This is a genomic window from Flavobacterium sp. SH_e, from assembly GCF_025717045.1.
Classification (GTDB): Bacteria; Bacteroidota; Bacteroidia; order Flavobacteriales; family Flavobacteriaceae; genus Flavobacterium.
The window spans coordinates 25324-51200 of the sequence record NZ_JAOVZN010000006.1 but is presented as its reverse complement, the minus strand read 5'-3'; the positions used below and the strand labels follow the sequence as shown (position 1 = coordinate 51200).

General features: G+C 32.9%; 24 protein-coding genes. 14 read left to right on the top strand and 10 right to left on the bottom strand.

Annotation, left to right across the window (positions count from 1 at the left end):
* Window positions 1-8 precede the first annotated feature (8 nt).
* From OD917_RS11105 to OD917_RS11095, 3 genes are all read left to right on the top strand, one after another.
* Window positions 9-287: a TM2 domain-containing protein gene (locus tag OD917_RS11105; protein WP_111284944.1), complete on the top strand. Its 279-nt coding sequence runs from the start codon at window positions 9-11 to the stop codon at window positions 285-287.
* A 212-nt stretch (window positions 288-499) separates the two neighbouring features.
* Window positions 500-754 (top strand): TM2 domain-containing protein, encoded by a 255-nt coding sequence (locus tag OD917_RS11100; RefSeq protein WP_263523591.1) that lies wholly within the window; start codon window positions 500-502, stop codon window positions 752-754.
* Between the two features lie 87 nt (window positions 755-841).
* Complete coding sequence (locus tag OD917_RS11095; RefSeq protein ID WP_263523590.1) at window positions 842-1228, top strand: DUF805 domain-containing protein; 387 nt, start codon at window positions 842-844, stop codon at window positions 1226-1228.
* Window positions 1229-1364: 136 nt separating this feature from the next.
* On the opposite strand, the gene OD917_RS11090 is transcribed toward OD917_RS11095, so the two are convergent.
* Window positions 1365-3167, bottom strand: a complete 1803-nt coding sequence (locus OD917_RS11090; RefSeq protein WP_263523589.1) for a lysophospholipid acyltransferase family protein — start codon at window positions 3165-3167, stop codon at window positions 1365-1367.
* Between the two features lie 119 nt (window positions 3168-3286).
* Here OD917_RS11090 and OD917_RS11085 point away from each other — a divergent pair, with 119 nt between their 5' ends.
* The 5 genes from OD917_RS11085 (at window position 3287) to OD917_RS11065 (ending at window position 7065) form a co-directional block, all read left to right on the top strand.
* Window positions 3287-4048, top strand: a complete 762-nt coding sequence (locus tag OD917_RS11085) for an exodeoxyribonuclease III (RefSeq protein WP_263523588.1) — start codon at window positions 3287-3289, stop codon at window positions 4046-4048.
* 145 nt (window positions 4049-4193) lie between these two features.
* Window positions 4194-5138 (top strand): OmpA family protein, encoded by a 945-nt coding sequence (locus OD917_RS11080; RefSeq protein ID WP_111284950.1) that lies wholly within the window; start codon window positions 4194-4196, stop codon window positions 5136-5138.
* A gap of 129 nt (window positions 5139-5267) precedes the next feature.
* Window positions 5268-5540, top strand: coding sequence for a hypothetical protein (locus tag OD917_RS11075; protein WP_263523587.1), 273 nt, complete (start codon window positions 5268-5270; stop codon window positions 5538-5540).
* The gene (locus OD917_RS11070) at window positions 5533-5826 is read left to right on the top strand and encodes a type II toxin-antitoxin system RelE/ParE family toxin (RefSeq protein ID WP_263523586.1); all 294 of its coding nucleotides are present in this window, start codon (window positions 5533-5535) and stop codon (window positions 5824-5826) included. Before OD917_RS11075 ends, OD917_RS11070 begins: the two co-directional genes overlap by 8 nt.
* A 201-nt stretch (window positions 5827-6027) precedes the next feature.
* Complete coding sequence (locus tag OD917_RS11065) at window positions 6028-7065, top strand: aldo/keto reductase (RefSeq protein WP_263523585.1); 1038 nt, start codon at window positions 6028-6030, stop codon at window positions 7063-7065.
* Window positions 7066-7171: 106 nt separating this feature from the next.
* Here the strand turns inward: OD917_RS11065 and OD917_RS11060 are convergent, their stop codons facing one another.
* From OD917_RS11060 to OD917_RS11045, 4 genes are all read right to left on the bottom strand, one after another.
* Window positions 7172-8797: a DUF4139 domain-containing protein gene (locus OD917_RS11060; protein ID WP_263523584.1), complete on the bottom strand. Its 1626-nt coding sequence runs from the start codon at window positions 8795-8797 to the stop codon at window positions 7172-7174.
* 62 nt (window positions 8798-8859) lie between these two features.
* Window positions 8860-9483, bottom strand: coding sequence for a murein L,D-transpeptidase catalytic domain family protein (locus tag OD917_RS11055; protein ID WP_263523583.1), 624 nt, complete (start codon window positions 9481-9483; stop codon window positions 8860-8862).
* Window positions 9484-9491: 8 nt separating this feature from the next.
* Window positions 9492-10652, bottom strand: a complete 1161-nt coding sequence (locus OD917_RS11050; protein ID WP_263523582.1) for a vWA domain-containing protein — start codon at window positions 10650-10652, stop codon at window positions 9492-9494.
* 238 nt (window positions 10653-10890) lie between these two features.
* Entirely contained in the window at window positions 10891-11856 is a 966-nt protein-coding gene (locus tag OD917_RS11045; RefSeq protein WP_263523581.1) for an SIMPL domain-containing protein, read from the bottom strand.
* Window positions 11857-12005: 149 nt separating this feature from the next.
* Here OD917_RS11045 and OD917_RS11040 point away from each other — a divergent pair, with 149 nt between their 5' ends.
* A complete protein-coding gene (locus OD917_RS11040) occupies window positions 12006-13823 on the top strand; it encodes a histidine kinase (protein ID WP_263523580.1) in 1818 nt (605 codons plus the stop codon).
* On the top strand, window positions 13823-14569 hold the full coding sequence (locus OD917_RS11035; protein WP_263524571.1) for a LytR/AlgR family response regulator transcription factor: 747 nt from the start codon (window positions 13823-13825) through the stop codon (window positions 14567-14569). Before OD917_RS11040 ends, OD917_RS11035 begins: the two co-directional genes overlap by 1 nt.
* A gap of 53 nt (window positions 14570-14622) precedes the next feature.
* On the opposite strand, the gene OD917_RS11030 is transcribed toward OD917_RS11035, so the two are convergent.
* Window positions 14623-16587, bottom strand: coding sequence for a transglycosylase domain-containing protein (locus OD917_RS11030; protein ID WP_263523579.1), 1965 nt, complete (start codon window positions 16585-16587; stop codon window positions 14623-14625).
* A gap of 268 nt (window positions 16588-16855) precedes the next feature.
* Between OD917_RS11030 and OD917_RS11025 the strand changes: the two genes are divergently transcribed.
* Window positions 16856-17341 carry a DUF6252 family protein gene (locus tag OD917_RS11025; protein ID WP_263523578.1) on the top strand — a complete coding sequence of 162 codons (486 nt, stop codon included), beginning with the start codon at window positions 16856-16858 and terminating at the stop codon, window positions 17339-17341.
* An 83-nt stretch (window positions 17342-17424) separates the two neighbouring features.
* On the opposite strand, the gene radA is transcribed toward OD917_RS11025, so the two are convergent.
* The 4 genes from radA to panC all read right to left on the bottom strand — a co-directional run bounded on the left by radA (window position 17425) and on the right by panC (window position 21356).
* Window positions 17425-18786, bottom strand: coding sequence for a DNA repair protein RadA (gene radA / locus OD917_RS11020; RefSeq protein ID WP_111284960.1), 1362 nt, complete (start codon window positions 18784-18786; stop codon window positions 17425-17427).
* The gene (locus tag OD917_RS11015; RefSeq protein ID WP_263523577.1) at window positions 18786-19940 is read right to left on the bottom strand and encodes an alpha/beta hydrolase; all 1155 of its coding nucleotides are present in this window, start codon (window positions 19938-19940) and stop codon (window positions 18786-18788) included. The genes radA and OD917_RS11015 overlap by 1 nt, the downstream gene beginning before the upstream one ends.
* A 202-nt stretch (window positions 19941-20142) precedes the next feature.
* Window positions 20143-20493: an aspartate 1-decarboxylase gene (gene panD / locus OD917_RS11010; protein WP_008465481.1), complete on the bottom strand. Its 351-nt coding sequence runs from the start codon at window positions 20491-20493 to the stop codon at window positions 20143-20145.
* A gap of 14 nt (window positions 20494-20507) precedes the next feature.
* Window positions 20508-21356, bottom strand: coding sequence for a pantoate--beta-alanine ligase (panC, locus tag OD917_RS11005; protein ID WP_263523576.1), 849 nt, complete (start codon window positions 21354-21356; stop codon window positions 20508-20510).
* Between the two features lie 106 nt (window positions 21357-21462).
* Between panC and OD917_RS11000 the strand changes: the two genes are divergently transcribed.
* The 3 genes from OD917_RS11000 to glmS are packed head-to-tail and all read left to right on the top strand — an operon-like array spanning window position 21463 to window position 25748.
* Window positions 21463-22269 (top strand): glycogen/starch synthase, encoded by an 807-nt coding sequence (locus OD917_RS11000; protein ID WP_263523575.1) that lies wholly within the window; start codon window positions 21463-21465, stop codon window positions 22267-22269.
* 23 nt (window positions 22270-22292) lie between these two features.
* Window positions 22293-23888, top strand: a complete 1596-nt coding sequence (locus OD917_RS10995) for a DUF4270 domain-containing protein (RefSeq protein ID WP_263523574.1) — start codon at window positions 22293-22295, stop codon at window positions 23886-23888.
* A gap of 9 nt (window positions 23889-23897) precedes the next feature.
* Window positions 23898-25748 (top strand): glutamine--fructose-6-phosphate transaminase (isomerizing), encoded by a 1851-nt coding sequence (gene glmS, locus OD917_RS10990; RefSeq protein WP_263523573.1) that lies wholly within the window; start codon window positions 23898-23900, stop codon window positions 25746-25748.
* Window positions 25749-25877: the final 129 nt, after the last annotated feature.

The following is a 25877-nucleotide window of genomic DNA, read 5'->3' as shown; positions in this document are numbered from 1 at the left end:
TATAAAAAATGGAAACAACAAAACCAGAAAGCTGGAACACGCCGTCGCAACCAAGACAGGAAAATAAGAAAGTATTAGCTGGACTTATGGGTATTCTTTTTGGATCTTTAGGAATTCACAAATTTGTACTTGGTTATACTCAAGAAGGAATTATACAAATCGTAATTAGTGTAGTTACTTGCGGAATTGGTAGTATAATCGGATTTATTGAAGGAATCATTTACTTGACAAAATCAGATGAAGAGTTTTACCAAACTTACCAAGTTGGTAAAAAAGGCTGGTTTTAAGAGAAAAACGCATATAATACTAGAATCCCATTCAATCAATTTTGAATGGGATTTTTTTATGCGGTAAATTGTCTTTTTCTGTTGTAATAAAAACTTTTAGGGATTGTTGCATGAAGTTTTGCTGTCTAATATTGCGAACTTTTTAAGAGTATTGCAAAGAAATAAAAACATGCTCATTTTGAAGTTATCAATATAAAATTATTTTTAAAGACATGGAAAACACAAATTCAGGAAAAGTAGAAAATAAAAAAGTGACTGCTGGGATTTTAGGAATCGTATTAGGCTCATTAGGGGTTCACAAATTTTATTTAGGATACCAAAAAGAGGGAATCATTCAATTAGTGGCAACCTTTGTTACTTGTGGTTTGGCAGGAATGATTGGATTTGTTGAAGGAATTATATATTTAACAAAATCGGATGATGAGTTTTATGAAACTTATCAGGTTGGAAAAAAACCTTGGTTCTAAGATTAGAATAAAAAGTCCCTTTCAGAAACGATTGGGATTTTTTGTTTTAATAAGGTTTATGTTGTCTAATCAATAAAAGCTTTAATAATGATTGAAATATATAAAAAGGTAGTTCTGCATAATTATGCGAGCTTTAATGGAAGAATACGAAGAAAAGAATATTTGGCTTTTATTTTAGTACACATTATTCTAGTAATAATATTGAATAAAATAGACAATGTTGCCAAATTGACTTTTGGAGAAGTTGAGATGGGAGCGTTAGAATTAACATACAATCTATTTGTATTGATTCCTTTAATTGGAGCAACGGTAAGGAGAATGCATGATGTTGGCAAAAGCGGTTTGTATGTCTTAATTCCATTTTATAATGTCATATTGCTATGCACAGGAGGTGAAGAAGGCACAAATAGATATGGTGAAGATCCTATAGATGAAATGGATTATTTAAGAGAATTGGGGAAAGATCTTAATTAGTTAAATAATGGATTTGGGAAAACACAATAGAGCATATTTATGATCTGTTTCCGTTCCAATTAAGAAAGAAAACAGAAAATCCCATTTGCTAATTAAGCAAATGGGATTTTCTAATTTTATATATCAAAAAATAAACTTAATCTTCCTTCTCAGATAATTTCTTTTCCAATTCAATCTGAAACTCTTCAATAACAGGTTTCATAGTACTTTCTGGAATATCTGCAATTCTAATGTACATTAAACCATCAATTGCGTTATTAAAAAGCGGATCAACGTTAAAAGCTACAACTCTTGCATTTTGTTTGATGTATTTCTTAATTAAAACTGGCAAACGTAAATTTCCTGGTTCTAATTCGTCAATGATTTTGTCAAACTTGTTCAAGTCAGATTCTGCTTCGTCGAAAATGAAATCTTTGTCGGCGTCTTTCAGTTTTACTTTGTACGCTTTTTTCGGGTGAATATATTGCGCGATGTATGGATCGTAATAATTAGATTTCATGAATTCAATCATCAACGATTTAGAGAAATCTGAAAACTGATTACTGATACTTACACCACCAACTAAATATTTATGTTCAGGATGACGTAAAGTGGTGTGAATAATACCTTTCCACAATAAGAACAAAGGCATTGGTTTTTGCTGATATTCTTTTACGATAAAGGCACGCCCCATTTCGATTGATTTGTGCATCATGTCGTGAAGTTCTGGTTCAAATCTGAAAAGATCAGTTAGATAGAAACCTTCAATTCCGTATTTTGGATAGATTTCAGAACCTAATCCCATACGGTAAGCTCCAGCGATTTTGTTTGTTTCATCATCCCATAAAAACATATGGTGATAATATTGGTCGTATTCGTCTAAATCGATAGATTCATTTGTTCCTTCACCAACTTCACGGAAAGTAATTTCTCGTAAACGTCCAATTTCGTGCAAAATGTTCGGGATCTGCTTTGCACTTGCAAAGAAAACCTCGTAGTTTTTGCTTTGTAAAAATCGGGAATCGCTATCTCTTAAAGCTTGAACTTCATCAATAAGTTTTGATTCGTTTGCAGGAGTAACGATTTTTTTTGGTGCTTTTGTGATTTTTAAGCTCGCTGTGTCAATCAGTTTAGTGTCTTTTTCAAATGGATTGGCAAGCATATAGGTTTTCTTTCTCAAAAATTCTGAATATTCTTCAAAAGATTCAATCTCATTTTGCTCAGATACAGAAATTGGTTTCCCTATACGAACTTTAATTACACGATCTTTCTGCGTAAGCAATTCAGAAGGTAATTTTGCAGTACGTAAAGTATCATCAATTTTAGAAAGCCAGTAGAATAATTTACTGTTTTTGGCATGAAAGTAAATAGGAACTACAGGAACTTTTGCTTTTCTGATTAATTTCAGCGCACCTTCTTCCCAAGGTTTATCAACTACTAATTTACCATCTTTATAAGTCGATACTTCACCAGCAGGGAAAATACCCAAAGGTTTTCCGTCGCTTAAATGACGTAAAGTTTCTTTAATTCCAATTACGCTCGACTTCGCATCCTTATGATTTTCAAAAGGATTAACCGGCATAATGTATTTTTTCATTGGAACAATTCTATGTAATAAGAAATTGGCAATGATTTTAAAATTTGGCTCTCTTTCAAGCATTAATTTCAAAAGCAAAATTCCGTCAATTCCTCCAAGCGGATGATTTGAAATGGTAATATACGCACCATCTTTTGGTAAACGCTTCAAATCTTCTTCAGGGATTTCGAACTTAATTTCCATTTCGTCCAAAATTCCGTTCAAAAACGCAAGGTCTTCCAAGTGTTTATTACGGTCGTAAATTTTATTAAGGGTCGAGATCTTAAGAACCTTCATAAGAATCCAGCCAGAAAATGTACCGAAAACTCCGTACTTTTCAACATTTATTGCCTTTGCAACTTCTTTCGCGGTAACTAAACCCATGTACTACTTTTAAATTATTAGAACAGCGAACAAAGATAACAAAAAAGTCTACTTTTCATTGTTTCCAAGACAAACTTTGCACTTTTTTATTACATTTGGAATCCTTAAAAAAATCACTGATGAAAATTATTTCTTATAATGTAAACGGAATTAGAGCTGCAATAAACAAAGGTTTTATTGAGTGGCTGCAACAAGCAAATCCTGATGTTATCTGCCTTCAGGAAATAAAGGCTACACAAGATCAAATTCCAGTAGACGATATTACAGCGGCGGGTTATCCGTTTCAATATTACTATCCAGCGACTAAAAAAGGTTATAGTGGAGTTGCTATTCTTTCTAAAACAAAACCAAATAATATTGTTTACGGAACAGGAATTCATCATATGGATTTTGAAGGCAGAAATCTTCGTGCAGATTTTGACGATGTTTCTGTTATGAGTCTCTATCTTCCATCTGGAACAAATATTGAAAGACTTGATCATAAGTTTATGTTTATGGATGATTTTCAGAATTATATAAATGAATTGAAACTTACAATTCCAAATTTAATTATCTGTGGCGATTATAATATTTGTCACGAAGCAATCGATATTCACGATCCGGTTCGTAACAAAACAGTTTCTGGATTTCTTCCTGCAGAACGCGCTTGGCTGGATGCTTTTATGAAATCTGGTTTTATAGATAGCTTCCGTCATTTTAATAAAGATCCGCATCATTATTCTTGGTGGAGTTACCGCGCAGGAGCGAGAGGAAACAACAAAGGTTGGCGTATCGATTATAATTTGGTCAGCAATGCGCTAGAAAATAGATTAAAAAGGGCTGTTATACTTCCAGATGCTATGCATTCAGATCATTGTCCTATTTTAGTCGAAATTGATTAATTTTTGGTATTGTTCTTGTAAAGTAAAATGCAGTTTAAATTTCAAGTATGAATTCAGATTCTTGCTTTTGGAGTTTGGAATTTAAAATTTGGAATTTAACTAAAAGTTTAGATTTGTTAAACGCCCCATAAAATAATTAAGTAAGATGATTAAAAAAGCCTCTATCGGATTGCTGGCAATAGCCTTATCCACAACCTCATGTGTTTCTAAGAAAATTTATAATGATTTGGAAACGAAATATTCTGATTTGAAAAAAGAGAATCGTTCTATTGCTGATGAAAATGAAAGTTTAAAGCAAGCAAAAAATCAGTTAGAACTAGATCGCGATAAACTGACTAAAGATTTAGCAAGCACAAAAGATGATTTGGCAAAACAAAAAGCCGATCTTGCTGCTGAACAAAAGAAATATAAAGTATTACAAGATTCTTACAATGCATTAGAGAAAAACAGCAACGATGCATTGGAGAAAAATATGGCTAAAAACCGTGAACTTTTAGCACAACTAGAAGCAAAAGGTAAAGCTCTTGCAGATGAACAAGCTCGTTTGGACAAAACAGCAGGTCGTTTGAAAGAACTTGAAGATATGATCGCCGCGAAAGAAGAAGCAATGCGAAAACTGAAAGAGACTTTGTCTAAAGCTTTAACTGGTTTTGAAGGTAAAGGTTTAACAGTTGAACATAAAAATGGGAAAGTTTATGTTTCTATGGAAAATAAATTGCTTTTTAATTCAGGAAGCTGGGCAGTTGGGACAGAAGGTAGAAAAGCGGTTGTAGAACTTGGAAAAGTTTTAGGTGACAATCCAGATCTTTCTGTTTTAATCGAAGGACATACAGACGACGATCCGTATGCTGGTTCTGGACCAATTGCAAACAACTGGGATTTGTCGACTAAAAGAGCAACAGCAATTGTTGCAATTTTAAGTGAAAACCCAAAAATCAATAAACAAAAATTAACCGCAGCGGGAAGAAGCGAATTCTCTCCTTTGGCAAGTAACACAACTCCAGAAGGAAAAGCTAAAAACCGTAGAATCGAAATTATCCTGACACCAAGATTAGATGAGATTGCGGAGATGCTTAATAGTATAAATTAAGTTGCTAAGGTTCTGAGATACTAAGATGCTAAGATTAAAAAAGCTCAAAGGTTTTTAACTTTTGAGCTTTTTTGTTTTTACTTTTTAGAATTTGAGATTTGAATTATTGAAGTTTAAAATTTTGTAACTTTGATTTCTAAAATAAGAATTATGGGACTTCCAGAATTGAAAGAAAAGATAAAAAATCAATTGGATTTGGCTGATGAAAGAGTTCTAAGAATTGTTTCTTCAGTTTTTGATAATTATTTAAATGAAGTGGTTTCTTATGATGCGAAAGGAAATCCTGTCACATTAACTGAATACCATAATAAAGTAGAAGAAGGTTTAGAAGATATTAAGTACAATCGAATAATTTCAAGTGAAGATTTGTCTAAAGAAATGAAAGATTGGGATAATGAATAAACCAACAGTTTTTTGGTCAGAAAATGCAAAATTAGATTTTAAGGAAATTTATTTTGAACTTAAAAGTAAATATTCAAAAAAAACCGCATTAAAAGTTAGAGACGAATTATTTAATAGTGCGAATAGTATCATTTGTGCCGAGCAATTTCAATTCGATGAATATAGAATAGATTGTCGTAGAATTGTGATCAGAAATTTTAAAATTCTATATCAAATAAAAGATGAATCTGTTTTCATTGTTAGGATTTTCAATACATTTCAAAATCCATTAAAAAGTTTAAAATAAACAGAGGTTCAAAGGGACAAGTAACAAAGGCTCAAAGGTTTTTACTTTTGAGCCTTTTTTATTTCCTGCAAGGTTTTAAAAACTTAGCACGACGGCTTATCAATTAAAAATCTTGTACTTTTTTTAACCTTTATCAAATTTCAATTTGAAAAATCCCTTTGTACCTTTGTCTCTTTGCAACTTTGAACCTTTAAAGAAAAAATGAAATACACTACATTACCTAACACCGATATAAAAGTTAGTAAAATATGCCTTGGAACAATGACTTTCGGGCAGCAAAATACAGAAGCAGAAGGGCACGAACAAATGGATTATGCTCTTGAAAGAGGAGTTAATTTTTTTGATACTGCTGAAATGTACTCGGTTCCTGCAAGTGAAGCGACTTACGGAAGCACAGAAAAAATTATTGGAACTTGGTTTAAAAAATCAGGAAATAGAGATAAAGTTATTTTGGCATCTAAAATTGCTGGTCCAAATCCGAATTTTGGTTATATGCGTGAGAAATTGGATTTTTCTCCAGCAAGTATCAAATTTGCTGTTGAGCAAAGTTTAAAACGACTTCAAACCGATTATATTGATTTGTATCAAATGCATTGGCCGGAAAGAAAAACCAACAATTTTGGTCAGCGTGCTTTTCACGGCCATGATGATGTTTGGGAAGATAACTTCAGAGAAATTCTTGAAACTTTCGACGGATTAATCAAAGAAGGTAAAATCAAACACATTGGAGTTTCTAATGAAAATGCTTGGGGAATGATGCGCCTTTTGGAAGAAAGCAAATACAACAATCTTCCAAGAATCAAAACCGTTCAAAATCCGTATTCTTTATTGAACCGTTTATTTGAAGTGAATTCTGCAGAAGTTTCAAAATATGAAAATGTTGGTTTACTTGGATATTCACCTTTAGCCTTCGGAGTTTTGACTGGAAAGTTCTTAACTGGAGAAAGTCACCCGAAAGCGAGAGTTAATCTTTTTCCGCAATACAAACGTTACAATAGTGACCAATGTACCGAAGCGACTAAATTGTATCTAGAAATTGCTAAAAAACATGGTTTAACGCTAACGCAACTAGCAATGGGATTTGTGTTACAACAACCATTTTTGACAAGTTCTATTATTGGAGCGACAACTATGGAACAATTAAAAGAAAACATCGATACAATTGATGTGGTTCTTTCGAAACAAATCTTAGCAGAAATTGATGCGGTTCAGGCAGTAATTCCAGATCCTGCGCCTTAAAAATGTCTACAGTTAAACCTAACAGGTTTTAAAAACCTGTTAGGTTTCCGACAAAATACAAAATCCCGAAAATTTATTAGTTGTCGGGATTTTGTGTTTAAAAGCTTTACAAATTCAAAACCTGATCTTTAGGATATTTTACTCGGTAACTTATTCTGATCTTTTTGGTTTCATTTGGTTTCAGCTGTAATTGCCAAGTCAAGATTCCAGTTTCGGCATTTACTTTGGCGCTGTCGCTTTGCAATAATTCCACTTCGATTTCTTTATTGGTTGTTAATGGATATTGATCTTTCAATAAAAGTTCAACCAATTCTTTTTTATTATTTCGAATGGTAATGTCGTACGTAAAAGTCTGTTCTTTTCTAGAAGATAAAAACTTAGTTCCCGATTTGTCAGCCACTTTTTCACGTTTGATCGAAACCTTTTTATCACGACCCATACTTAAATTCAAAGTGTCAGAAGTTTGATTCGGTTCGATAAACGTTTTTCCAACATACATACCTTCAAAAATGATATTTGCTTCGCCTTGCAATAAATTGTATTTGCTGTAATCTGCAATTTCAGCAAGTAAGAAAGCTTCATTTTCTACTTTTGGAACAGCATAATATTTATACGTTGCTGGAAGTTTAATCTCTTTTAATGAAACACTATGAACTTTTCCGTTAGAAAGAATGTCGTACGGAATATCAATATCAAAAGCAATATTAAGCTGGTTTTCTGAAACAGTTGTAAAATCAGAAATAGTAGATTCTTCCATAACAGGTGCCGCAAGCGCATCACTGTTTTTTTTCTCCTTCATCATTCCAAGAGCACTACTTTGTATTTGGTTTGCAGTAGCTCTTTGATTATAACCATAATTAGCATTGTTTCTCAAAAACCAAGAACTTAATATCGGAGCCTGATTATTTTGATTCGGATAACCGCTTGATAAAGTCAGTTTTACTTTTTTCCAGTCAACACCAGTGTTTTGAGCTACTTGAGCTTTGTAAACCATATTGATTGGCGCATTTACACTTTCGGTGCGCAAATCATAAAATGGAACCCAAGACGCGCTTTGTGTTAAATATGAAATCTCTAACGGAACAATTCCGGCCGCACTGTTCATTACCTGGACAATTAATTTTCCTGATGAAGTTTTTTCTTCTTTACTTGAATCAATTTCGAGTTTGTTGTTCAGTTTTTGAAGCGTTTCGTTTAGCTTTTTCTGTTTATCGGTTAATATATTGATATTATTGGCGATTTCGATTTGTTTGTTTTTATAATAATCAACCATTTTCATCAATTCAGTAACATTCAATCCAGAATTTGTTCCTGAAACTTGCTGATTTCGATCCAGCAATTGCATGGTTTTGGTTTCTGAACTAATTGTATTATTTACTTTTTGAAGTTCTTTCTGAACCAAAACAATACTATCATTTACTCTTTTGATTAAAGGTGATTTCGAATCTGTCTCATATTCTGAAATGTAATTATTGGTAAACTGAACTGAAAGTACCGTGACATTTGCCGGAGCGCCAATCTGCACGGAATTTTCATTTAAATATGAAGCCACATTTTTAATCACTATTTCACTCGTTCCAGCAGGTAAAGTAGTGCTTGCGGTCTGCGAAATTTCGGCAGCATTAAAATATACTGTAGCCGCTTTTACTTTTGCCGTAGTAAAAATGGGTTTCTGTGCAAAGGCAAAAAAACCAAACAGTAATAGGAGTGCGGTTGCTTGTTTTTTAATCATTGGAATATAATTTAAAGTCTTTTTATAAAAGTATAGATGACAAAAGTAGCTGAAAGGTTGGTTCAATAATACATAACCAAAATGATTTTCTTTTTAGAATTGTCAATCAATTTTTCGAGAACGCCGAAGAATTTTTCGTTTACCATTGGACATCCGAGACTATTGCAAATTGGATAAGGCTGTTCATCAAACGGAATTTCAGAATATTTATGCAGCACTATATTTCTATCAAAAGCATTGCTATTGGTTTTGTCTAAACCATATAATTTATAAGCTTTTCCAAATGTTCCAACATAAGAACCGCCAATGGCATATTTACCTAACGAACTGCAATTTGAATTTTTGATATTGCTGAATTTTAGTTCGCCTGGAATTCCTGTTTCCGAACCAGAACCGTGTCCGACTAAACCTTTATCTAGCAATTTGTCGTGTTTCAAATCATAAATAAAAAACCGATTTCTTCCAGATTCTATCTTCATGTCTAAAAATAGTGCAACATCTGAATTGTATTTTGAAGATTTCCCCAAGAAGCTTCTTATTTCAGCAATTTTACTTTTTAGTTTCTTTTCATAGGAATAAATCGGTTTTGTACTTTTTGTGTCTTTTATTTTCTCTTTTTTATTTTCGCAACTCAAACAAATCAAAGGAATCGCGGTAAAGAGCAGAAAGAAGATCTTCTTTTTCATTAGAATTCTTATTTCTCAACCGTATAGCCTTTCACTTTTGCGAAAGCTAGAATAGAAGAGTTTATTGTGTTTCCAAGATCATCTTGCATTTTAGTTTTTTTAGCTTCAGTATCAATATATTGCTGACGTTTTTTTGCCAAGACAGTAATTTCTTTCTGAATCGTTTCTCTTTCTTTTTTCTTTTCGTTTACGATTACCTGAATTTCAGCAGTAGTTTTATTTTGAAGTTCTGCCGGAAGTTCTTCTTTCTGAATTTTAGAAATAGCGCCTGCATCGTCTTTTACTTTATCTACCAAATCCCAACTTTCGTTTTTATAAGCTGCTTTGGATTTACTTACCGCGCGATCGGTATAATTGGAAGCCGAAACCATTTTAGCATTCTGATCCTGCATTACTTGGTTTCTTTTTTTATCTGCACCTTTAGCGCCGTAATTGATGTAAGTTTTGTTTATTTTTTCGTCACATTTAGCGATTTCATCGTCATAAGGCGTTGCAATATATTGAACCGCTTTGTCTGAATCGATATTGAAATATTTCCCTTTTCCGCGATCTGCGCCGTCTTTCCAAAATAAACCGATACCTTCCGTTTTATTGCCGCAAAAAATAGTATTCACATAAATATTGTTCTTCAAAGCATCGCTAATTGTTTCTTTATAACTGATTTTTCCCTGATCGAATCCTTCATTTCCTGCAATGTAAATCAGTTTCATGCTGTTGTTTTCTGCTGACCATTTTAATTCTTTGGTTGCATCCTGAATTACGGCACCGCAATATTCACTTCCGCCATTGGTTCTTAAAGCAAATAATTTTTCTGAAATCAAATCCAAATCTGTCGATAAAGGCGTGACTTGTCTAATGTAATTTGACTTTTCAGATAAACCGTCATTTCCATATTCGTATAAAGAGATTTCGATATCTGGCGTTTTTCCTTCGTATTTTAAAGTCGTCAAAGTGTTTACAATATTCCATAATCTCGATTTCGCCTGATCGATTAATCCGTCCATACTATTAGAAGTGTCCAATAAAAGCGCGACTTGAATTTTGGTCGTTTCAGCCGAATCTGGTTTTTCGATTTCAGTATTTTTTATTGGTTTTGCATTAGATGAATTACACGCAGCAAAAGAAATTGACGCCGCCAAAAGTGCTGTTATAAAAAGATTTGATTTCATAATTTTAGTTTTTAATTGGATGATTACAGATCAAACTTAGAAACTAAAAAAGCACGGTTTTGGGACAAATGGTGAAACGGTCTTTTGACTTGGTGAAATAGTTCTGGGATTAAATAGATAAATTGCAACGCAGATAAAAACTGATTTAAAATCCGTATAGATCGGTGTTTTTGCGATAGCAAATCCGTTTTATCTGTGTCAAAATGTTGCGCTTTTAATTATGCCCAAGATATTAAGATTAGTTGGTTGGTTTTGGAGAATTGACATTAATAGGTCTTAAATCGCCATTTTGAGTAATCAGAATAAATTCTTTATCTGTTTTGGCAACTTGTTTCTTTTCTTTTTCTCTGTTAATGAAAATCTTTACTTCATATTGTACCTGAATAACAGGTTCCAAAACCGAAGGGTTAATGATAAAATCAAATTCTTTGCTGAATACAGGCTGATAATAAAGCGTAGTCGATTTACTAGTCTGATTAACATTTGCCGATTTTTTTAAGTTTAAAGAAGAACTATTGTACGCTTCATACGATCTGTACATTTCGACAGGTAAATTCACAACAAAATCATCGGTAATTCTTTTTTCAACGTTTGTGAATGTTTCCCCAAGAAGAAGTTCATAATTCTTGATCTTTTCCTGAATCAGCAGTTTGGCTTTGTTCATCATTTCTTTTTTAATGGTTTCCAATGAATTGGAGAAATAATCAACTCGCACTAAATCGTATATTTCATGATTAGATAAAATCGAAATAAAATCATTCAGCTGATTTGGATCGGAATATTTTATGTGGATGTTTTTCTTTAACTCAAATCCCACAGGAACTTCATTGTAAGTTTTACGGCTGAAAACCTTTTTCTCGGCTTCATATTCATAAACGGGAACAAAAGAAATCATATCGACAAAAATCTCAACGCCTTTTTTGAGTTTGATTTCGCTTAGTAAACGTTCAATTCGCTGGTCAATTAATTCATTGACTTCTTTAGTTGTTTTACCCGTTTGAGTTGTGCTAAAAATTGCTGTATATGAATCTGCTTTTACATTAGCAAGTCCTTTTACACTTGCTACAATACCTTCGTGAGAAGGGAAACTAATATCAATTGTATTATTAGCAGAATATTGATTCTGATAATTGACATTTCCAGAAGCCTGTCCAATTATATATTGAGAAAAAAGGATAAAAGAGGAGTAAAGTAGTTTTTTCATAATAATGGTTTTTTAAGATTATGAGGTAAAAGTATTGATCGAAAAAACGTATTTTTGAGAGAATGGGTCAACAGGCCGTTTGACTTGGTGAATATGATAGGATAGGAATTTGAAATTAAGTTACTTTACACTTTCTAAATAACTTGTTTGTGAAACGTCATGTATTAATTGTTTTTAGTCTGCTTTTTTTAGCGTTTTTATTTCCTCAAGAAATAACTGCGCAGGCACTTCCTGAAAAAAGCGAAACAAAGAGTAAAGCCAAAATCAGTAAAACTGCCGAGGAATTATCTAAATCATTAGATGAAAACGATGAATCGAAAATTGCTCAAAACTATGAAAAGCTAGCTAACGATTTTCTAAGTAAAGGCGATAATGCAAAAGCAGAAGAATATTTTAAAAGAGCTTTAAACTCTTATACCAAATTAAAACAGACAGAAGATAAAACGCGCGTTACAAGAAGTTTGGCCAAAGTTCAGGAAAATCAGAAAAACTTCGATTCTGCTATAAAAAATTATGAAAAGGCTGGTTCACTGACCAAAGATGCAGCTGAAGAAAAAATCAATTTGAATGATGCCAACAGACTTAAAAATCAATCTAATCCTGCAAGTCAGACAGATTATTTGAATTCTAATATTGAATTGCTGAAAAAAGAGAAAAAAACCGAAGAAGTTAGTAAAGCATATGTTCAGAAAGCAGAGAATTCTTTGCAGTTGAAGGACAAAGCAGTAGCAATTGAAAGTTATAAAAAAGCTTTAAAATACGCCAAAGACAAACCAGAAGAAGTTAAAATTAAAAACGAAATCGCAAAAGTTTACGTTGCTGATAATCAGTTTGACAAAGCGCTTGCCATTAACGAAAAATTGCTTGCTGATGCTAAAACCAACAACGATTTTACCACAGAAATAAAACAATTACAATCGCTAGCCTCGCTTTATTTTGAAAAGAAAGAACCAGAAAAAGCTATTTCTTCCCTAAAAGAAGCTTACGATCTATCTTTTCAGAAAGGAAATTCATCCGAAGCAAAAAAGAGTTTGTCTTCATTAATCAAATATTATAAAACAAAAGGAGAAGACAAGGAAAGCATGGCTTTGTACGAACAGTTTTTTAATAATTTCGAACAATTAATCAAATCTGATACAACTTTAATCGATGCTAAAACTTTTCAGGTTACAGAAGATAAAATTCGTCAGCTTGAAAAAGAAAAGGTCTTAAAAGACGAATTGATTTCGAAGAAAAACTCCTTCAATTATTTCCTTTTAGGCTCAATTGGGTTGTTGCTGCTTTTGTTTTTATTCATTGTAAAAGCGTTGTATTCCATCAGAATCAAAAACAAAGAAATCGCTTTGCAGTCATTGCGTCGTGAAATGAATCCACATTTTATTTTTAATAGTTTAAATAGCGTAAATCAGTTTATTGCCGAAAATAAAGAATTGGAAGCCAATAAATATTTGACTTCCTATTCAAATCTGATGCGAAATATGATGGAAAATTCCAATAAAGATTTTATTTCATTGGATAAAGAAGTAGAGCAATTAAAGAAATATCTCGATTTAGAACATTTGCGTTTTCAGGATAAATTCGATTTTGAAATTGTGGTTGATGAGTCTCTCGACACCGAAAGAGTTTTTGTTCCGAATATGATTATGCAGCCACATTTAGAAAATGCCATTTGGCACGGATTACGTTATTTGGACAAAAAGGGTTTTTTATCACTTCGATTTGAATATAAAAACGGAAAAATTAATGTGATAATTGAAGACAACGGAATTGGTTTAACCAAAAGCCGTGAACTCAAAACGACCAATCAGAGAATTTACGAATCTCGCGGTTTGAACAATACCAAAGAAAGAATTGACCTTTTGAACGAATTGTACAAAAAAGATATTTCGTTTACTGTTTCAGAAAAAGAAAAACCAGAATCAGGCACAATTGTTCAAATTGTTTTTCCATTAATTGACAAAATATGATGACTTTGCAGAAGATTAAAAGTGTAATTGTCGAAGATGAATTGGCAGCGCGCGAAGTGCTTAAAAATTATTTGAGCAAATATTGTCCGCAAGTTGAGGTTGTTGGCGAAGCGCAAAATATAAAAGAAGCCGTTCCGTTGTTGCATGAAATTAAACCGCAGTTGGTTTTTCTGGATGTAGAAATGCCTTTTGGAAATGCTTTCGATGTTTTGGAAGCTTGCAAAGACCTTCACTTTGAAACCATTTTTGTAACCGCTTTTTCTGAATATTCGCTTCGAGCTTTAAACCAAAGTGCAGCTTATTATCTTTTAAAACCAATTAGTATCGAAGAATTGATAATTGCGGTAAACAAAGTGCATCATCAGATTTTAAATCATGAAATATTCAATCGAAATAAAATTATTGTAGAGAATTTTCACGAACAGAAACCAGAAAAACAACAAGTCATTCTGCCAACACTTGAAGGTTTTGAAGTTGTCAAAATGGAAGATATTGTTCGTCTTCGCGGAAATGGAAATTTTACCGATTTGTATTTAAACAATGGAGCAAAAAAAATGGTCTGCCGATTTCTGAAACATTTTTCGGAGATCTTGCCATTGCCTTTTATTCGTGTTCATAAATCGCATATCATCAATCTTAATTGTGTGAAATCATATAATAAAGGCGGAATAGTAACATTAAACGACGGAACTGAAATTGAAGTTTCGCCAACTTACAAAGAAGAGTTTTTGAAGAATTTTAAATAATTGTTTAACCGCAAAGGACGCANNTTGCGTCCTTTGCGGTTAAGCTTAACTATTTACAAATCAAATTCATCATCAACAGCCAAAGAATCTGTTTTGATTGCTGTAGAATCTGGAACTTTAATTTTTATTAGAGAACGTGCATTTCCTGAAATGTAAACAGGCAATAAGCCAATTGTATCTTCAGGAACTAAAAGTCCTCTTCTAAACATTAAATTCTTTAGGAATTTTTGGTTTTTAATAGCGTAATCTTTCAAGTTACCTTCATCATTAAACTGATACATGAATTTTCTTGGTTTCGGAATAATCGTTGCCAAGTATAAACATTCGTCAACATTTAAAGCCGAAGGACTTTTTTGAAAATAGAAATGACTCGCTTCACCAATTCCGTAAACATTTGGACCCCATTCAATAATATTGAAATACACTTCCAACATTCTTTCTTTGCTTACAATTCGGTTGTTTTCTAAAATGTAAACCAATAAAATTTCTTCAAGCTTTCGCGAAAGCGTTTTTTCACGAGTTAAAAAGACATTCTTAATTAACTGCATGCTGATTGTGCTTGCCCCGCGAGAGAATTTCTTAGTCCGAATGTTTTTAAGAATAGATTGTTTGAACGCTTCGTTTATAAATCCGCGATGTGAGAAGAAAGACGGATCTTCGGTTGTTAAAACACATTTTCTCAAATATGGAGAAATTTGGTCCAAAGGCGTATAATTCGGATTTGCATTTCCAACCAAAACAGGTCTTTGCAAGACATTCTGAATAATCGCACGATAAACAAATTCGCCATTTAGCTTATTTAAATCGGCTTCGCCATATTTGGTAATTCGTAAATCTTCTTTGTTAAGCTTACTGTCAAAAACAAGCGTATTGGGTTTATTTTTATTGAATTTGAAATCCAATTTGTAATCGAAATTTCCAGTTGCCTGCATTCCTTGAAAATGCGTGAATAAACCATCAGGAAGCGAAACGATAAAATCTTGCGCTTTCATTTTCGGAATATCAACTTTCAAAGTATAAACTGTGTCTTTTTCAGTGTCGTAAGAAATATAAGGACGAACTTTAATCTTGTTCAGCTGCATAGTCGAAGAACTATCGATAGAAATAAAACTATCGCCCAATAAAAATCGGTAATCAAAACGGGCATTTTTTATCACGACATCCTTACTCGCGATTTTTGGGTGGTTGATTTTAAGATTTGCGATAGAAGTGTAACCGTCGATATGAAGTTCGCTGCCACTTTTGTCAATGTTTTGAACATTAAGACGAATAGAATCAAAACTTGCTTTTAAGTTATAACGCTGATCTAAATACGGAACGCGAATCGCGCCAGTATCTAAGTTGAAAAAACGAATATCAGCTTTTTTGTTTCTTGGATCGGCAAATCCTTTAATGTTCCAGCGCTGATCAAAATCTTTTGCCTGGACATGAAGATTGGTTTCGAGCTGTTTGTTGCTTAAAACGAGTTTATCTACATCTATAGAAGTTTGTTTTCCGTTATCGTCGATTTTGAATTGAAAGTTTTTCAAATCCATATCGGTCGGAACCAAATTCAGCACTTTTGAAATGATTCTGTATGCAAAAGCAGCATATTTGCGTTTTTCGTTCGATTCTGTCTCCTCTTTGTCTCTTTTTAAAAAGGCATCAAAATTTCGTTTTTTGCCTTTTTTGACTAATTGAATATAACCGTTGTCAACTTTTAAAGTTCCAAGCTGAACATCGCCAATTAATAAATTACTTAAACTAATGCTAGTTTCTACATTCTTAATTTTGCAAAGCGTGTCAGCATTGATTGGCGCTAAAACCACATCTGTCAATTTTATGGTTGATAAACCATCAAATGAAGCTGACTCTACAGAAAAGTTACTGTTGTATTGCACGGCCATTTTATGAGTCACTTTCGCGATAGCCTGTTTTAAAAGCGAATCACGAAAATAGTAAAGTCCGATGCAAAGCACTACGATTATTATTCCTAGTATTTTTAATGCTTTGTATATTTTTTGTTTTGGAAAATTCATAAAATTAATTTGCTTCGAAATTATTTAGTTTTCAAATCTAGGATAAATTTAAATTTAAAATTATCAGCTTGTAGAGTTTTTCTTTTAATTTTTAAACAATATACCTAAAATGCTGATATAATAATGTTTGTGTTTACTTGTCGATGCTATTTCAAAAGGTAACGATCTTCTTGATTTTATTTTCTTTTGATATTTGTGGAAAACTGTAATATTATGTAGTAAATATCTTATATATTTGTTTTTATTAAACAATAAAAAAATCGGTTAAATGAAAATTTTAAAAAAAATTATGTTTTTGTCTTTTGCAATTAGTGCATTAGTCTTGTCTTCATGCAGTAGTGATAATTCGTCTGATGATACAGAAAATCCAAGCAGTCAGGAAGGATTTATGAAATTTAAGTATAATGAAAAAGTATATAATTTTTCTGAACCCGCTTTAATTACTTCAGCAAGTGTAAATATAATGGGAAGTTCAGGAATTGATGACACATATAAAAAAATCTCTTTATGGATGCCTTTAAATATTACAACAGGAAGTCATCCAATAGTATATGATTTGTCAAATCTTACAACTACTTATCAGGCGACTTTTAGTTTTATGCCAGAAATAAACAATTCTAATGCTACATCTGGCACTATAAATATAACTGCTAATGATGATAAAAAAATTGAAGGAACTTTTAGTTTTTCAGGTACTTCAAAAGGAGAAACATTTACAGTTACTGAAGGAAGTTTTAGAATTATAAAATGGTAATAATTTAAGAAGGTTATAAAAAATCCTGCTAAAGTATATTATACATTCTAGCAGGATTTTTTTATAATAGATTATTCTAAAAATCATCCAAATAAAATACTTGCAACATCTTCAATTTTTGCTACAAGCTCAATCTTAATTCCAGTATTTTTTAAAGCAATTTTGTTGTATTTTGAAACAAAAATAGTATCGAAACCTAGTTTTTCAGCTTCTTGAATGCGTTGGTCAACACGATTTACAGGACGAATTTCGCCAGAAAGTCCGACTTCTCCAGCAAAACAGAATCCTTTTCCAACAGGAATATCTTCATTTGAAGATAAAATCGCGGCCACAACCGCCAAGTCAATTGCAGGATCGTCAACAGAAATTCCGCCAGTTACATTCAAGAAAACGTCTTTTGCGCCTAAACGAAATCCGGCTCTTTTTTCTAAAACAGCCAAAATCATGTTTAGTCTTTTGGCGTTGTAACCTGTTGTGCTTCGTTGAGGCGTTCCATAAACAGCTGTGCTTACTAAAGATTGTATTTCGATCATCAATGGACGCATACCTTCTAAAGTTGTCGCAATTGCAGTTCCAGATAATTCTTCGTCTTTATGAGAAATTAGGATTTCAGAAGGATTGCTAACTTCTCGTAATCCGCTGCCCAACATTTCGTAAATTCCAAGTTCAGAGGTCGAACCAAAACGGTTTTTAAGCGAACGCAAAATTCGATAAATATGATTTCTGTCGCCTTCAAATTGGAGAACAGTATCAACCATATGTTCCAAAATTTTTGGTCCAGCGATGTTTCCGTCTTTGGTAATATGTCCAATCAAGATTACTGGTATATTACTTTCTTTGGCAAATTTGATCAATTCTGCTGTGGTTTCGCGAATTTGAGAAATACTTCCTGCGGTCGATTCGATATAATCGGTATGTAAAGTCTGAATAGAATCGATTATGACTACTTCAGGCTGAATGGTTTCAATTTGTTTGAAAATGTTTTGCGTTTTGGTTTCAGTAAGAATATAACAGTTGTCGCTGTTTGGCGTAATTCTTTCTGCACGCATTTTAATTTGTTTCTGACTTTCTTCTCCAGAAACGTATAAAGTCTTATAAGGTAATTTTAAAGAAACCTGAAGTAAAAGTGTACTTTTTCCGATGCCGGGTTCACCGCCCAAAAGCGTCAAAGACCCAGGGACAAGTCCGCCTCCTAAAACACGATTCAATTCACTGTCAGTAGTGTCCATACGAACTTCTTGAGCAGAATCAATTTCAGTAATTTTTAAAGGTCTTGGCGCTTTGCTAACAGGAGCCGATTCACTTTTCCAGGCAACCTTGTCTTGTTTTTGAATAATTTCTTCGGCAATCGTATTCCATTCTTTGCAGGCATTGCATTGGCCTTGCCATTTGGCATATTGGGTTCCGCAGTTTTGGCAAAAAAAGGAAGTTTTAACTTTTGACATTATTTGGTTTTTTTAGCAAGCGTATTCATTTCGTCAATCTTCTCATACATCAAATCTTTATTCAAATCGCCAATTGGTTCCATTTGCGAAGCATTTTGATATTTTTTTGAAGCATGTTTAGGATCGCCCATTTTTTCGTACATCAAGCCTAATTCATATTCTCCCAACATGGCTTTTGGATAATTTACATTTCCAATTTCAGCCATTTTACTTAATTCATCGTAGGCGTTTCTTTTTAAAATAAGATTTTCTACTACTTTGAAATCACTATATCTAACAGGAATCTGAACGCCTAAAACTTCAGACATCGCTGTATATTTTTTTTCTAGATATTCTGCATAACCCGTTTGAAGAACCGCAATCTTGTCGTTGTATTCGGCAGAATTTATTGGTCTGTATACTTCAAAAATCTGATACAATGCACTAGGTATAGAATGTAATACTTCTGTATAATGCGTAGCACCTTTGAATACGTCATATTTATAATTCACTAACGGATTATTAGCAATTTTAATATTTCCGTTTAATTTTTCTATTGGTTCTTTTATTTTCTTGATATCGCCTTCTCCAGCAGAAAGATAATAGAACACTGGTTTTTTTATTTTAGCAAACTTTTCAGCAACCCGTACTTCCATTTTTGGTGCAAGTTCTGGGCTTAAACAGATGTATGCATCGAAAAGCGGAATTTCTTTATATAAATAAAAATTAGCAAAACTTGCCGTTAAATCATGACCTGCAATAAGTCTGAAAGGCGATGTGCGATATTTTTTCTCAATATATGGAATTAATTCAGCTCCTATAAATTCAAAAAATTTTGCTCCCTTTTCAAAAGGAAGTCCTTCATTTTGGTCGATTGTTGTGTCATCAAAACGTTCTCCGTCTTTATTTTGATGAATTCCAATGATAATCATTTCTGGAATATCATCCCAATAAGTGCCATAACTTATAGCTCCAGAAAATGGGTCAAATAAATAATCGCCATCCAATAAATAAAGAACTGGATATTTTTTGTCTTTGTTTGCTTCGTAAGAAGCAGGAAGTCCGATTGTGATTCTTCGTTCTTCTCCTAGTTTTTCTGATTTAATGTTGTCGAACGTTTTTTGTGCGAACGATGAAATTGAAATTAATAAAATTAGCAGGTAAACTTTTTTCATGATTTGTGGCATTTCAGTGAATTAAAAAGTATTGAAAATAGTGTAGCAATATACTATTTTATTTGCTTCCTTGTTAAGTAGATTAAAAATTGAAGCACAGTGTTTTATCGTCTTAATCATTTTTAAATTGAGACAAAAGAAGAGCTGTTTTGTGCAAAATGACTTTTGACAAAGTAGGGAAATTCGGTAAGAAAAGAAAATCCTAGGTTAAAGAATTGTCATTTTCGTTAGGGAAAATAATCCAAGGTTTGAAGGTTTTAGCTTCTTCAAAATCTAGGGTTGCGTAAGAAATGATAATGATGATATCATCTTTTTGTACTTTTCTTGCTGCAGGACCATTCAAAGTGATTTCGCCTGAATTTTTTTCACCTTTAATAGCGTAAGTTTCAAAACGCTCGCCATTATTAATGTTAACAATAGATACCTTTTCGCCTTCAATAATGTTTGAAGCTTCTAGTAGAGTTTCATCAATAGTAATGCTGCCAATATAATTTAAATCGGCTCCCGTTACTTTAACACGATGAATTTTTGATTTTATAACTTGAATTTGCATGCTGCAAAGTTAGATTAATTTAATGAAATGGTGTCAATCAGTCTTATAGAATTAACAAATACCGCTATAAATGCTCGGTAATTTTTGTCATTCTCTTTCTGATCGATAGGTAAAAGTGTGGATTCGTCAGCAATAACAAAATATTCAAGTTCAAATTTTTTGTTGTCTTTGAAAGAATTTTCTACAAATTCGACAGTTTCTTGCGGACTATGATTTTGGAAAAAGTCTTTTGCTTCGGTCAAAATTTTATAAATAATTGCAGCTTCTTTGCGTTCATCTGCAGTAAGACGTTCATTGCGTGAACTCATTGCAAGCTGATTTTCTTCTCTAAAAATAGGGCAACCAACAATGTTTACTGGTAAAATTGTTTTTTCGACCAGTTTTTTAACAATTTGGAGCTGTTGAAAATCTTTTTCGCCAAAATAAGCATTAGTTGGAGTTACGATTTCGAATAACCTTTTGACAATTGTTCCAACGCCGTTAAAATGTCCTGGTCTGAATTTCCCTTCCATTTGATTTTCTAATCCGTCAAAATCAAAATCTTGCGAAACGGTATTTCCCTCATAAATATCATCGACAGAAGGAGCGTATAAAATAATTTTATCACTTAATGTACGCATTTTCTTAACATCTTCTTCTAGTGTCCTAGGATATTTTGCTAAATCTTCAGGGTTGTTAAATTGCGTTGGATTGACAAAAATACTAACTACTGTGTCGTTGTTTTCTTTTAGTGAACGTTGCATTAAAGCCAAATGTCCTTGGTGTAAAGCGCCCATTGTTGGTACAAATCCGATAGTTGAATTTGCGGTTTTGATAGTTTTAAGATAGGCTATCAACGCTGCTTTACTGTAGAAAATATGCATTGAGGTATTATTAAAATTTATGCAAACATAATATATTAGTTATAAACTGCATAAATTTTTGTAATTTTGCGACGTTTTTATTACCAAAATTAAGTAAAATACTATTATGAAAGATAAGAGGATATTATATGTATCATCTGAAGTCGTGCCTTATTTGGCTGAAAATGAGGTTTCTTTAATGTCTTATGACGTTCCGAAAATGATTAATGATCAAGGCGGTCAGATAAGAATTTTCATGCCAAGATATGGAAATATCAACGAGAGAAGACACCAGTTACACGAAGTGATCAGGCTTTCAGGGATGAATTTGGTAGTGAATGATTTAGATATGCCCTTGATTATTAAAGTAGCTTCAATTCCGAAAGAAAGAATTCAGGTTTACTTTATTGATAATGATGAATACTTTAAACGTAAAGCAACCTTCGCTGATGAAGAAGGTGTTTTATATCCTGATAATGACGAAAGAGCAATTTTCTTTGCAAAAGGTGTTGTCGAAACTGTAAAAAAGTTAAACTGGGTTCCGGACATTATACATGTTCACGGATGGCTGGCGGCAATGCTACCAATTTACATGAAACATTATTACAAACATGAAGCATTGTTTTCTGAAACTAAAATTATTACTTCTGTTTACGGACAGTCGTTTGATGAAAATTTAGATTTGGAAATGATTAATAAAGTTAAATTCGATGGTGTTCCTCATGACGCTGTATCAGATTTAGAAGTTCCAAATTACGAGAATGTTTTAAAAGCTAGTATTTTACATTCAGACGGTGTTATCATTGCGTCAGAAAATGTTTCGCCAAGTTTAACAAAATTTATAGAATCTTCAGGAAAACCTTTTTTACCTTTCGCCACGAAAGATGCATTTGCTGAGGCTTATACAAATTTCTATAGAACTTTTGGACTTTAAATTTTTAACTTTTATTATAAAACATGTATAATACTTCTTTTGTTAAAAAAATCTTTTTAGCTGTAATTGCTGTTTTTTTATATTCTTGCGACAAAGATTTTAATGCGCTTGGTGATGGGTTAGTTGGTGATGATCATTTTGGGCTTGAACCTGAAAAATATGATGTTGTGGCTTTTAACCAAGAAGTAACTCCTATCCAGTCAAATAATTTGGGTACAAATGCGTTGGGTATTTATGATGACCCTGTTTTTGGAACTACAACAGCAAGCTTTGTAACTCAAATAGGACTTGAAACTTATGCACCAACTATTGGAGAATCTCCAGTAATTGAAAGTGTTACTCTTAGTATTCCTTATTTTAATACGTTAAAAACGACTAATGATGACGGAAGCCATACTTACGAATTAGATTCTATTTATGGAGATAAAAATGGAAAATTAAAACTAAGTATTTACGAGTCTGGAATGCAAATGAGAAACAGTTATTTTAATAATGGATCTCAATTGCCACAGTATTATTATACAGATCAAGATGCTGATTTTTCTGGCAAGAAAATTGGGGATCGATTGAATGATGGAGGTGTACTAGAAAATGACGAATTCTTCTTTAGTTCAGAAGAAATTTCGGTAACAACCATTGATCCTGATACCAAAAAAGAAACAGTTGACAGAAGTGTTCCGGCAATGAATTTAACTCTAAATAAGACGTTCTTCCAAAATAAAATATTAAATGCAGCGGCTTCGAAACTTTCTACAGAAGACATTTTTCAGGAATATTTTAGAGGGTTGTATTTTAATGTTGAAAGATCTGGAAGCAGTCCTGCTAACATGGCATTAATTGATTTTTCTGGAGGTAAAATTATTATTAAATATAAAGCTAAAACAGCTATTACAACAGATGCTGATAGTACTACAGAAGATAAGACAATTACTTTATTGCTGAAGAGCGGTTATAGTACGGGTGTGGCAAGTACAGCAAGTTTTCTTCAAACGGTTCGAAAACCTGATTACGAAAGTGCTATAACAACAAATGTAAATAAAACAGAAGGAGACGAAAGACTTTACTTAAAAGGAGGTCAAGGATCTTTAAGTGTTATTCGTCTTACAGATTTTGCTTCTCAATTAGAAACAATTAGAGCAAGTAATTGGAAAGTAAATGAAGCAAATTTAGTTTTTACTATTGATGCTGATAAAATGACTGGATTAGTAGAGCCTAATAGAGTTTATCTTTATGATTTGACAAATAATGTTCCTTTAGTAGATTACTATTCTGATGGAACGTCTAATACTGTTCAGCCAGGACTTTCGAAATATGTTTTCGGAGGTATAATTAATCTGGATTCTAATAAACGAGGAAAAACATATAAAATTAGAATTACAGATCATGTTCGTAATCTTATTAAAGACGCGACAGCAAAAAATGTTGATTTAGGACTAGTTGTTTCTCAAAGCATTAACGTAAGTGCTTCAAATGTATTGAAACTTAAAAACGAAACTATTTCACAAGCGCCGAGAGCATCGGTGATGAGTCCTCTAGGCACAATCTTATATGGTTCAAAAGCATCTGTTGCAGAAGATAAAAGAGTGCGACTTGAGGTTTACTACACGAAACCAAATTAATAAATATATATGTGTGGAATTGTTGGATATATCGGTCATAGAGAGGCCTATCCCATTGTTATAAAGGGATTAAAGCGGCTCGAGTACAGAGGATATGATAGTGCCGGCGTTATGTTATATGACGAAGAGGCAGGGATCAAACTTTGTAAAACAAAAGGTAAAGTTTCTGATCTAGAAGCTAAAGCTAATGAAGGTTTTACAACAAATGGAACTATCGGAATTGGGCACACGCGTTGGGCAACACACGGAGTTCCAAATGATGTGAATTCGCATCCTCATCTTTCAAATTCAGGAGATTTAGTAATCATCCATAACGGAATTATTGAAAATTATGCGCCTCTAAAAGAGGAGCTGATTAAAAGAGGTTACTCTTTTAAATCGGATACAGATACTGAGGTTTTAGTTAATTTAATAGAAGAAGTTCAGAAGAAAGAAAATATTAAATTAGGAAAAGCGGTTCAGATTGCATTAAACCAAGTAGTTGGAGCTTATGCTATTGCTGTTTTTGATAAAAAAAATCCAAACGAACTTGTTGCGGCTAGATTAGGAAGTCCGTTGGCAATTGGAGTTGGAGAAGGCGAGTATTTTGTTGCTTCTGATGCATCACCATTTATTGAGTATACTTCTAATGCAGTTTATTTAGAAGATGGCGAGATGGCAAATATCAGACTGCATAAGCCAATTAAAATTAGAAAAATCCACGATGATTCTTTAGTTGATCCTTACATTCAAGAACTTCAAATGAATTTGGAGCAGATTGAAAAAGGCGGTTATGATCACTTCATGCTTAAAGAAATTTACGAGCAACCAAGTGTAATTAAAGATACATACAGAGGAAGACTTCATGCTAATGAAGGAATTGTTCAGATGGCTGGTGTCGAAGACAATCTGGAGAAATTCTTAAATGCAAAACGTATTCTAATTGTGGCTTGCGGAACTTCTTGGCACGCAGGTTTAGTAGCAGAATACATTTTTGAAGAGTTTACACGTATTCCTGTTGAAGTAGAATATGCTTCTGAATTTAGATACAGAAACCCAATTATCAATAAAGATGACGTAGTAATCGCGATTTCACAATCTGGTGAAACTGCAGATACTATGGCTGCAATTAAATTGGCTAAAGAGAACGGAGCATTTGTATTTGGAGTTTGTAACGTAGTTGGTTCTTCTATTTCTAGAGAAAGTCATGCTGGTGCTTACACGCACGCAGGACCAGAAATTGGAGTAGCTTCTACAAAAGCTTTTACTACTCAAATCACTGTTTTAACAATGATTGCTTTAAGATTAGGAAAAGCTAAAGGAACTTTATCAAACACAGATTTCCATACTTACCTTCAAGAATTGGAAATCATTCCTGAGAAAGTATCTGAGGCATTAGAAACGAATGATAAAGCAAAAGAAATTGCTGCAGCTTTTAAAGATTCTCCAAACTGTCTTTATTTAGGTAGAGGATATAATTTTCCAGTTGCTTTAGAAGGAGCTTTAAAATTAAAGGAGATCTCTTATATACACGCAGAAGGATATCCTGCTGCCGAAATGAAACACGGCCCAATTGCTTTAATTGACGAATTTATGCCAGTTATTGTTATTGCTCCTAAACAAGGGCATTATGACAAGATTGTAAGTAACATTCAAGAAATTAAATCTAGAAGCGGAAAAATCATTGCAGTGGTTACAAAAGGAGATACTCAAGTACGTGAATTGGCAGATTATGTAATCGAAATTCCTGAGACTTCAGATGCATTATCACCATTAGTTACAACAATTCCGTTGCAATTGCTTTCTTATTACATCGCTGTAATGAGAGGATGTAATGTTGACCAACCTCGTAACTTAGCAAAGTCGGTTACGGTAGAATAATTATTTATCCAAATATAATAGTTTTAAAAAGCGAGATTTAGATCTCGCTTTTTTTGTGTCTTATAATTTAGGTTAAATGTAAAATTTAAAAACAAAGACTAGATAAAGTCGAAGCAAACTCTAAGTAAA

What these genes read in the sequence shown, in the direction of transcription:
- OD917_RS11105 (WP_111284944.1), top strand. Translation starts at nt 9, where the DNA reads ATGGAAACAACAAAACCAGAAAGCTGGAACACGCCGTCGCAACCAAGA.
- glmS (WP_263523573.1), top strand. Translation starts at nt 23,898, where the DNA reads ATGTGTGGAATTGTTGGATATATCGGTCATAGAGAGGCCTATCCCATT.
- OD917_RS11090 (WP_263523589.1), bottom strand. Translation starts at nt 3,167, where the DNA reads ATGGGTTTAGTTACCGCGAAAGAAGTTGCAAAGGCAATAAATGTTGAA.
- OD917_RS11070 (WP_263523586.1), top strand. Translation starts at nt 5,533, where the DNA reads ATGAATAAACCAACAGTTTTTTGGTCAGAAAATGCAAAATTAGATTTT.
- OD917_RS11050 (WP_263523582.1), bottom strand. Translation starts at nt 10,652, where the DNA reads ATGAAATCAAATCTTTTTATAACAGCACTTTTGGCGGCGTCAATTTCT.
- radA (WP_111284960.1), bottom strand. Translation starts at nt 18,786, where the DNA reads ATGTCAAAAGTTAAAACTTCCTTTTTTTGCCAAAACTGCGGAACCCAA.
- OD917_RS11045 (WP_263523581.1), bottom strand. Translation starts at nt 11,856, where the DNA reads ATGAAAAAACTACTTTACTCCTCTTTTATCCTTTTTTCTCAATATATA.
- OD917_RS11035 (WP_263524571.1), top strand. Translation starts at nt 13,823, where the DNA reads ATGACTTTGCAGAAGATTAAAAGTGTAATTGTCGAAGATGAATTGGCA.
- OD917_RS11055 (WP_263523583.1), bottom strand. Translation starts at nt 9,483, where the DNA reads ATGAAAAAGAAGATCTTCTTTCTGCTCTTTACCGCGATTCCTTTGATT.
- OD917_RS11030 (WP_263523579.1), bottom strand. Translation starts at nt 16,587, where the DNA reads ATGAATTTTCCAAAACAAAAAATATACAAAGCATTAAAAATACTAGGA.
- OD917_RS11080 (WP_111284950.1), top strand. Translation starts at nt 4,194, where the DNA reads ATGATTAAAAAAGCCTCTATCGGATTGCTGGCAATAGCCTTATCCACA.
- OD917_RS10995 (WP_263523574.1), top strand. Translation starts at nt 22,293, where the DNA reads ATGTATAATACTTCTTTTGTTAAAAAAATCTTTTTAGCTGTAATTGCT.
- OD917_RS11025 (WP_263523578.1), top strand. Translation starts at nt 16,856, where the DNA reads ATGAAAATTTTAAAAAAAATTATGTTTTTGTCTTTTGCAATTAGTGCA.
- OD917_RS11100 (WP_263523591.1), top strand. Translation starts at nt 500, where the DNA reads ATGGAAAACACAAATTCAGGAAAAGTAGAAAATAAAAAAGTGACTGCT.
- OD917_RS11015 (WP_263523577.1), bottom strand. Translation starts at nt 19,940, where the DNA reads ATGAAAAAAGTTTACCTGCTAATTTTATTAATTTCAATTTCATCGTTC.
- OD917_RS11085 (WP_263523588.1), top strand. Translation starts at nt 3,287, where the DNA reads ATGAAAATTATTTCTTATAATGTAAACGGAATTAGAGCTGCAATAAAC.
- OD917_RS11000 (WP_263523575.1), top strand. Translation starts at nt 21,463, where the DNA reads ATGAAAGATAAGAGGATATTATATGTATCATCTGAAGTCGTGCCTTAT.
- panD (WP_008465481.1), bottom strand. Translation starts at nt 20,493, where the DNA reads ATGCAAATTCAAGTTATAAAATCAAAAATTCATCGTGTTAAAGTAACG.
- OD917_RS11060 (WP_263523584.1), bottom strand. Translation starts at nt 8,797, where the DNA reads ATGATTAAAAAACAAGCAACCGCACTCCTATTACTGTTTGGTTTTTTT.
- panC (WP_263523576.1), bottom strand. Translation starts at nt 21,356, where the DNA reads ATGCATATTTTCTACAGTAAAGCAGCGTTGATAGCCTATCTTAAAACT.
- OD917_RS11065 (WP_263523585.1), top strand. Translation starts at nt 6,028, where the DNA reads ATGAAATACACTACATTACCTAACACCGATATAAAAGTTAGTAAAATA.
- OD917_RS11095 (WP_263523590.1), top strand. Translation starts at nt 842, where the DNA reads ATGATTGAAATATATAAAAAGGTAGTTCTGCATAATTATGCGAGCTTT.